Source organism: Verrucomicrobiota bacterium, assembly GCA_019247695.1.
Lineage (GTDB): Bacteria > Verrucomicrobiota > Verrucomicrobiia > Chthoniobacterales > JAFAMB01 > JAFBAP01.
On sequence record JAFBAP010000180.1, the window covers coordinates 1 to 8,078 of the forward strand.

6 protein-coding genes are annotated in these 8,078 nt (G+C 61.1%); 1 reads left to right on the forward strand and 5 read right to left on the reverse strand.

Annotated elements, in window-relative coordinates:
• Window positions 1–196: 196 nt before the first annotated feature.
• Genes JO015_21090 through JO015_21100 form a run of 3 tightly spaced genes read right to left on the reverse strand, consistent with a single transcriptional unit; the run spans window position 197 to window position 4,946 of the window.
• Window positions 197–2,221, reverse strand: a complete 2,025-nt coding sequence (locus JO015_21090; GenBank protein ID MBW0001599.1) for a DUF853 family protein — start codon at window positions 2,219–2,221, stop codon at window positions 197–199.
• Complete coding sequence (locus JO015_21095; GenBank protein ID MBW0001600.1) at window positions 2,197–4,200, reverse strand: hypothetical protein; 2,004 nt, start codon at window positions 4,198–4,200, stop codon at window positions 2,197–2,199. Before JO015_21095 ends, JO015_21090 begins: the two co-directional genes overlap by 25 nt.
• Window positions 4,197–4,946 carry a hypothetical protein gene (locus JO015_21100; protein ID MBW0001601.1) on the reverse strand — a complete coding sequence of 250 codons (750 nt, stop codon included), beginning with the start codon at window positions 4,944–4,946 and terminating at the stop codon, window positions 4,197–4,199. The genes JO015_21095 and JO015_21100 overlap by 4 nt, the downstream gene beginning before the upstream one ends.
• A gap of 113 nt (window positions 4,947–5,059) precedes the next feature.
• Here JO015_21100 and JO015_21105 point away from each other — a divergent pair, with 113 nt between their 5' ends.
• The gene (locus tag JO015_21105; GenBank protein MBW0001602.1) at window positions 5,060–5,338 is read left to right on the forward strand and encodes a hypothetical protein; all 279 of its coding nucleotides are present in this window, start codon (window positions 5,060–5,062) and stop codon (window positions 5,336–5,338) included.
• 94 nt (window positions 5,339–5,432) lie between these two features.
• Here JO015_21105 and JO015_21110 read toward each other — a convergent pair whose 3' ends face one another.
• Complete coding sequence (locus JO015_21110) at window positions 5,433–6,518, reverse strand: fibronectin type III domain-containing protein (protein ID MBW0001603.1); 1,086 nt, start codon at window positions 6,516–6,518, stop codon at window positions 5,433–5,435.
• Between the two features lie 260 nt (window positions 6,519–6,778).
• Window positions 6,779–8,005: a serpin family protein gene (locus JO015_21115; protein ID MBW0001604.1), complete on the reverse strand. Its 1,227-nt coding sequence runs from the start codon at window positions 8,003–8,005 to the stop codon at window positions 6,779–6,781.
• Window positions 8,006–8,078: the final 73 nt, after the last annotated feature.

Genomic DNA, 8,078 nt, shown 5'->3' on the forward strand with positions numbered 1-8,078 from the left:
TAACGGGTAACGGGTAACGGGTAACGGGTAACGGGTAACGGGTAACGGGTAACGGGTAACGGGTAACGGGTAACGGGTAACGGGTAACGGGTAACGGGTAACGGGTAACGGGTGCAATGATGGGGGAGAGCTGCCGATGTCAAGCCCGGAAACCGACGCTGACAGTCTGAGCCTCGCGCCAGCAACTCGCTACCCGTTACCCGTTACGCTCGGTGGCGGTCGCCAGCGCGTGAATCCTGCCTTCCGGAAGCTGGCTGATTTCGATGAGATTGCGCGTTGCCTCGAAGCTCACGGCTTCACCGTCCGCCACCAGGCAGAATTGACCGACGCGTTGTCTGGAAACCGCGTCCAACTGCTCCCGCGAGGCCTGGGGAAACATCGGCTTGAGCTTCTCCAAGGCGGTGTTTTGCTTGATGAGCCCGATCAGCCAGGAACGGACGTTTTCGCGGCAACGGTAATCCAAGTCGCCGGGACTCTGCGTTGCGAGCAACAGGCCGATGCCGGCTGACCGGCCTCTGCGCAACAGGTTTTCGAGTGGTGGTTTGGTGATCGGGACAGAGTTTGCAGGCAGGTAAACGTCGGCTTCATCGATCAGCACGAGCAGTTGCAAAGCTGACGACGGATGATGCTTGGCGAAGCGGCCGAGTTCCTCCAGGAATTGTGCGATCCAGAAAAACGCGGCTTCATTGAGGCCTTGAGTGTTAACGATCGTGAGCCGGTTCGGACCCTCGTCCGTATGGAGAATCAGCGTATCGGCCGACAACGTCTCGGGTGCCGTGCCGAAAAGCTCGCCTTTAAGGATCTCCAGGGTTTGGAGGTTTTCGACGAGCTTGCGGCCGTGTTTTGAGGGGTCAAGCGCACCGATGGAACGAACCAGCGGCTTGGGCAGCACCCGTAAGATTTCAATGAGGGCCGGTAACGTCACGGGTGCGTGCTGTTCCATGAGCAACTGGATGGCCCTGGCAAGAAGCGCGATTCTCGGCTGATCGGAGGCGCGGTCCGCCGTGAAACCCATCATCGAACCGAGCCCGGCAGCGGTGGTGCGAGCGACGTGGGTGCGCTCCTCTTCCGTCAGGGCGCCGGAATCCGGCGGCGCCAGGCGAATGCCGAGGGGTCGCCCGCTGGACACGCCGGGTGTGTACAGCTCGACCTGAATCGAGTTGCGCAGGCTCGACAGACGTTCCTGCTCCTTGCGGGGAAGATCTCCAGGCCTCCAGGCGGCCGGATCAGCGTATCGGCTCAGGTCGCCTTTGCGGTCCAGCAGCACCACCGGGATCCCGGCTTCCAGGGTCTGTTCCACGATTGAACACGCCAGGGTGGTTTTGCCGCTGCCGGATCCGCCGAGCACGGCCGTGTGCCGCGCGAGTTCCGCCATCGGCAACGTGATTTCCCGCGCTTGCGCGTCACGGCTCCGGCCCAGCCCGATAACCGGCTTTGCCCGCGGCGGCCTTTCCAGCCGCGAAGGTGCGGGAATCGAGGGGATCATTTTCTCCGGATTCAGTCCGGCGAAAATCCGGTCGATTGCCGGAACCACCCTTGCAGCGTACAGATCCTTGAGTTCCTGCGACGTGATGCTCTGAACGTGCAACTGCGGCAGGAAGTATTCGAGGCTGCCGTGGTAGAGATTCGTCGTTCCCGGCCCGCTTAACAACTCGGCGTAGATCGCAATCTGCAGAAGTTCCTGTTCGAGCCGGTCCCCACGCGTCAGTTTATAATCAACGATCTCAAGCGTTCGATCGGGCCGTGCCCGGACTGCGTCAAGAATCCCCGTGACGAAGAGTGCGCGATTGCCCTCAACCCTGACCGGAGCGGAAACCGGTTTCTCCGCTTCGACGAGCAGCTCAAACCAGGACCTGCCTTTTCGCAATTCAGCCAGCCGGAGGCCAAAATGGTAGAGCGCAGTGCTGAACTGGGCGGCTGAGTCGACCTCGCCGCGGGCGAGCAAATCGCGGATGAATGAACGTGTCCATTCCTGCTGCAGCCAGCCGTAAATGTCGTCGGCGCTCTTTAGCGAATCGGTGATGTTGGCTTGAAGGGGGTCAGCCAGCCGGTTGGAAGCCTGTTGCGCAACCTGGTGAAACCAGGAACCAAAAACCCGCACGGCCCCGGAAGGCGGCCGGGCAGGGCGGGGCAGCGGTTTACCCGCCAGATAGAGCTCAAGTGCGTCCGGCTCACTGCTGATACGGCAGAGATCTGTTACGGTGACCTTGAGCTGATCCATTGGAAGAACGCGGTATTCGGCGAGGTAAAGACCTTGACTTCACTTTCCAATGCGGCGCAGCAAGCCAGAGCCGTTTGCAGGTCGGTCCTTAGACCGGCCTTCTCCAGGTCACCCTGCAGGATCTGCCAGGAAATTGAACCCAGGGTTTTTACACGTTCTCGAATAAAGGCGGTACGGTCATCGAGAGGTTTGGACGGCTCGGGCCGGCGCTCCGGCGACGGGCCAAGCCATTCGGCAATCTCCCTTTCGAAATGGGACGCCAGGAAGCTCAGCACCTGTTCTTCCGTTACCTGGCTGTGGTTGCCTTGCATCACTCCCGCGTAAAGTTCGTACGCCGCAACGATCCGGGCGATCACGTCTTCAGACGGGCGCAGAATCGTCAACGCCGATTCGGCCGGAGAGAGCACCTCGCTGCGGGTCTTCTCGCCGAACTCCTGCTGCCGCGGCCATCGGAATCCCACGGTCCTGACGTGCAGACCTTTCGCGGCGCCATGCTGCCGGTAATGCCTCGCCTCGGTCGCGATGGCGTTCCATCGGGGGTAATTGTTGCCCGGTTCAAAACAAAACAGAATTGCGTTAGCGCCCGTCTTCCAGCACACCGTCAGGTAGCCCCGTTTGCTGGTGAAGGGCGTGATTTCGACGCCTTTTACCTTTGAAAGCCCATTTTCGAAGAACCAACGAAAGATGCTTTCATCGGGCGCAAGGCTCCGAACCTTGGCGCGGGCTTCGCTCAGGTAAAGGCGGAAGATTTCCTCGACGTTCGGCAACCGGAGACCGCCCCAGCGCAGGGCGCATTCCTGAAGAACCGAGCGGGCGCTCCGCTCCACCCGGGCCTCGAACATCTTGTCAAACCAGGGTCCGCCCAAAAACTCTTCGGCCTTCCGCTCGTCGATGGAAAACAACCTGGCACGATTATTTGCGAGTTCTCTTGCCTGTCCGACGCGGATGCCGGACAGGCGAATCGGGACCTGGTCGATCGCGTGCTGGTCGGCCTTTTCGAAACGGTCGACGATCGAGCGTTCCCAGACATCCTGGTTTGCCGTGACGATCGTCAGGTGATTCGTTAACTCGCGCCTGAGCCGGGAGAGGACGGCACCGAACGCGTGAGCCAGCGTCGGGCTCCGGTTGTAAAGTTCAGTCTGGTCAAAACAGAAAAGGAACGGCCGGTAGCCGGCCGTCAAAAGGCAAAGGTCGGTCAACCGCCGGAAACAAACCTCGTCGCGTTCACCCGGCGGCAGCTCAGCCGGCACGGCGTCGGCAGCCCGGAGGCCGAGCCCGGCTGCCTCGGGCGGTTCCAGAGGCAAGCCGCGCAGCCAGTCCAGACAGAGTTGCCGTTTATCCCCGGAGGCGTCGGCGAGCGCATAATGAAAGAGGACCGACAACCATGAGGACGGGCTGTTGCGCAACGCGGCAGCCTGATTGCGCAGCTGGGCGCACAAACCCGGCAGAAACGCGGTGAAAGCGCCGGTAAACCCGTCCCGGATGTCCGGGCGGTCGAAAATGGAAACCGGGTCCTGGCGAAACCTCGGAACGAAACGCAGCAGGGCATCGGATCGTAATGGACCCGATTCGACCGCCTGACAGAAGACTGAACTTAATAGCCGGCGTGAGATCGTCTCCAACTGGGTCAGGTCCCCCGGGCAACAGGCCACTCGATCTGCGCGATCCGGCCGATCCAGCTCGCCGATCACCTTGTCGACGATGTTGTACCAGCAGGTGCCGGGATCCTGAAACGGCCGGATGTAGACAAGCGACGCTTCACGTTGCAACGCCCGGAAGATCCGCCCGATCAGGTGCGACTTGCCGAAACCGGGTTCCGGCGAGGTTATCAACAGGATGCGCGGCGGAGCGGTCCCGTTGCTCTCCGCAACCTCCCGGAACCTGGACACCACCCGCTCCAGCGGTTCCTGGTTGATTGAATCGACCGTGCCTTCGACGCGGCGAGGTTCGGTGACGATCAGGTTGTCGAATGGGTTCACAGCAAAAATTTTATGTTCAGAAACTTTTCTCCCTCGATGACGAGAGCCTGGTTGCGGGCCGTATCCGAGGCAAAGGTGGGTTCCCCGATCGTCGGCACCGCGCGATGTTCGTAGCACGCCGTGCGCAGAATCCGGTGGAATGCTTCAAGGGCGCCACCAACCCTGGCGTAAAGCTCCGAAATGGGAACATCGGGCGCGTTGCGGGCCGTCATGATTTCGGTGTAGGCGTCCCGGATCCGTTCCGGTAAGGCTTCATCCCGTACGGACGGCGGCGGCGCGGCCTCGGCTGCCTGAGGCAGGTAATCCTTCAAGGAAGCCGTAAAGACGAAAAAACTCTGCCGGCCGGATTGAAAGATGATCACTTCCTTGCGTTGGGCCAGCCGCTTCAGGGCGGGCATTTTGTATTCCCGAACCGGTCCGGGCAGTTTCCGCAATGCGGCCGCCAACCGGCTGAATGGGATCAATAACGGGGTACTCCCTTGGTGCAGACTTCGAAGCTGCTCCTCAACGACCCGGATGAGCTCACCTTCAGAGCAGCGGCCGGCGAGCCGGTAACCGGGACGGCCCGCGGGCCCGAAGCATCTCACCTCTCCTGCGTCCACCAGTTCGGCCAGCGCGGCTTTGGCCCGCGAACTCCTCGCGCCGAGCGCGCTCGATGAGGCAAAAGGGCCGGGGAAATTGTCCAGAGTCTCCAGAATCCGATGCTTTTCCGCTTCAAGATCTGCTCGCAAAGGTGAGGTCGCCATGGCGTAAGGGTTCACGCCAGCATGCCTGGACACGCCGTAAATGCCAAGAGCAGTTCACCCATGAGCGGCTGCTTGAACGATCCGGCAGGGAAGCTATGCTGACGAGCCGACCTATGAACGTGCTTTTGGGGATGATCGCTCTCACGGGAACCATCGCCGCGGCCGGCTGCGGCTACGGGCTTCAGCGGTGCCGGCAGGCAAGGAGACGCGACGAAGAGCGGGCAGCCGCGGAGGCGGAGGTCAGGCGTGAAGCTGAGAATCTCGAGTTGGTCATCGAGCAGTTGGATGCATTGCACCGGCAAACCGGTTTTAACGTCTCAACGTCTCGAGCGGAAGTTCAGAAGGCACTGGAAGAGTTACGACGGACGGCGCCCCCCAGCGCCGGCCGCTGAGCGCGCCGCCCGTCGCTCCGGACGCGGTGGGCCTGAGGCCCCCCTTTTCCCTTCCGGCTGCCGATACCAGCCGAGGATCCCCATCGCTCCCTACCTACCTGCGGTCAACCGATACGGTGACAGGGCCGCTGGTTACTGCAGCGTGATGGTTGTCGATCGCAACGGCCGTGAGGTTGTAGATGCCGGCATGAACCTGCTGCCACGTGAACTGGTAAGGCGGCTGGTAGGCCTGGCCGATTTTTCTGCTGCCGTTGAAATACTGAACCTGGGTGATCGTCCCGTTGCCACCGCTCGCCGATGCCGTAAGCGTGATGGCGGCCGGATCGACGAAATCCGCCCCGTTCGGTGAGCTAACCATGACACTCACCAAGAGGGGGGGTGCAGGGGTGGGCGTCGGTGTCGCGTTAGGATCCGGAGTCGGTGTAGGGAAGGGCGTCAGGGTGGGTTCCGGCGTCGGTTCAGGGGTGACGGTCGGCGCAGGGGTGGCCGTCGGCGCAGGGGTGGCCGTCGGCGCAGGGGTGACGGTCGGTTCAGGGGTGATGGTCGGTTCAGGGCTGGCGGACGGTTCAGGCGTGGCGGATGGTTCAGGGGTAGCGGTCGGCGCAGGGGTAGCGGTCGGTGCAGGGGTGGCCGTTGGCGCAGGGGTGGCCGTCGGCGCAGGCGTGAGTGCAGGCGTACCGCCGGAAGAAGGGGAACTGCCGGAATCGGGGGCAGCGGTGAGCGCAGAGCCAGAGCCTTGGACCCGCGTGGACGTGGGTGTTGGAGTGGGAGTGGGAGTGAGCGTCGGAACAGGGGTCGGAACAGGGGTCGGAGTAGGCGACGGTTCCGGTACGGTGTAAGTCACTTCGTTTGAGGGCACGCTTTCAAGCCCGGCGGTATCGTAATCCGTGACCACGAAATAGTAGGTCTGCCCGGCGGTGAGGTTTGAGACCGTTGTACCAGTGACGTTTCCTACATCATTCTTCTGGGTGTAGTTTCCGCTCGACATCCCGTAATGCACACGGTAGCCGGCCAAGTCAGGGCCGGCGCTCGCGTCCCAACGCAGGGTGACGCTTCGACCGGTCTGGCCTGCTGCGGGCCAGACCACGGAAAATCCCGTTATTACCGCAAGAACGGCCGTCCGTCCAAGCAGGGCGATGAGCATTGTTCGCAACATCCCTGCATTCGATGAGAAGCTCATGCCACTTGCTTAGGAGTTAGACAAATGCAAGTCGAACAATATTTCGGGGGGATGTTATAAACTTATAACGAATAAATTCACTCCCATGAATATTTGCTATATCGGAATATTCAATCTCACCATAATTATTGGTTGTTACAGGGCTGGCTGTTATGTTTGTGCTTGTAGATAAAGATTACTCGGCCAATCCGGACAATTGCACGATACCGCTTTGACGCTGCACGGGGTCCGAGGTGTTTCTACCCGGAGAGAGCCGCTACTTACAATCCGGCATTTTCGGGGTTGCCCAGGATCCCGGTGAAGAGAATGGTCTGCGTCCGCTGGTCCGTAATCGCCAGCACGAAAGGCCGGTCAAAAACAACTTTTATACCCGTTGGCAACGGAAGCGCCGAGGCCCGCATCCCCACCGCGGTTGCGGCCGCCGCTTCGCTTCCGGCCTCGTCCACGCGAAGGTAGGTTTTGTGGAGGACGCTCCCGATGTACAAGGGGAACGTCGTGCCGGCCAGCATGCGCCGAAAGTCGGCGGTCCGACGATCAAATGCCTGGTCCATGCCGAGGTCCTTGAGGGGCTGGTCCAGCGCCGTTTCGTAGGTGATCTTAAACTTCGGCACCGCAACGTCACACCGGGTGAGTTGAAACCGGCTTTGGAGCTCGGACCAGGAACGCTCACTCAGCTGCGCGACGAGATCCCTCGTGCTCAGCCCGACGGCTGGCAGCAGAAGAACGAGACCAAATCGATCCCCAATGTAGGGGAGCCGGACCGCTTCGAACGCGTCCGACTTAAGGTAGGGGAAAGAAGCGGTCTGGTGCATCATGACGGCGTCGACCCGGGTTTTATCCTCAAGGTAGAATGCCTGGCCGGCGCTGGCGCGCGGTTCGAAACGGCTGCGCCAGGGCGCCTTGAAGTAGACGGCGTCAACCAGCAGCAATGGCGGTGGCGGCGGCTTTGAGGCCAGTTCGGAAATCTTGCCTGCGGTTTGGCGGCTGACCCAGGTATTGATGTCCCGGACGATATCGGGATCCTGAAAACGCCGGGAAAAGATTTCGCCGCTAAAAATGTTTTTAATCTCCCGGGAGAACTGATCTTTCAACTCGACCTGGGCGTCGACCCAGATTGCATTGGCGATCCGGAGTTCGACGTCCGTGCCCGCGTCTTTAAGCGCGTTTCGCAGAGCCGCCCCCGCTTCAAGGATCCGTTCACGGGCAATGCCGCTCCAACCGGTCGTATCGGCGATGGCCGTCGCGGTAGTTCCCTCGGCGCCGGCATAAGTCATTTTCAGAGCCAGGTCGATGCTGACCGGTGAGATGACGAAGTTCTGTTTCCGGGGCTCATTCCTGACGAGCCGTGCAAGGAGTTGGAAACCGAAGCGGCTGGTGTTTCCCGCGAGATCCGAATGAGGTTCTGCCGTGAACCCCGGGCCGGTACTGGCGAGGCACAAGAAGGCGCCGAAAAGCTGGTAGAAGGGTTGGCGGAAATGCTCCCGCATACGGGCACAATCGTGCCCGGACGGGCTGAGATCAAGGTCCGGGCGGACGGGTAACGGGTAACGGGTAACGGGT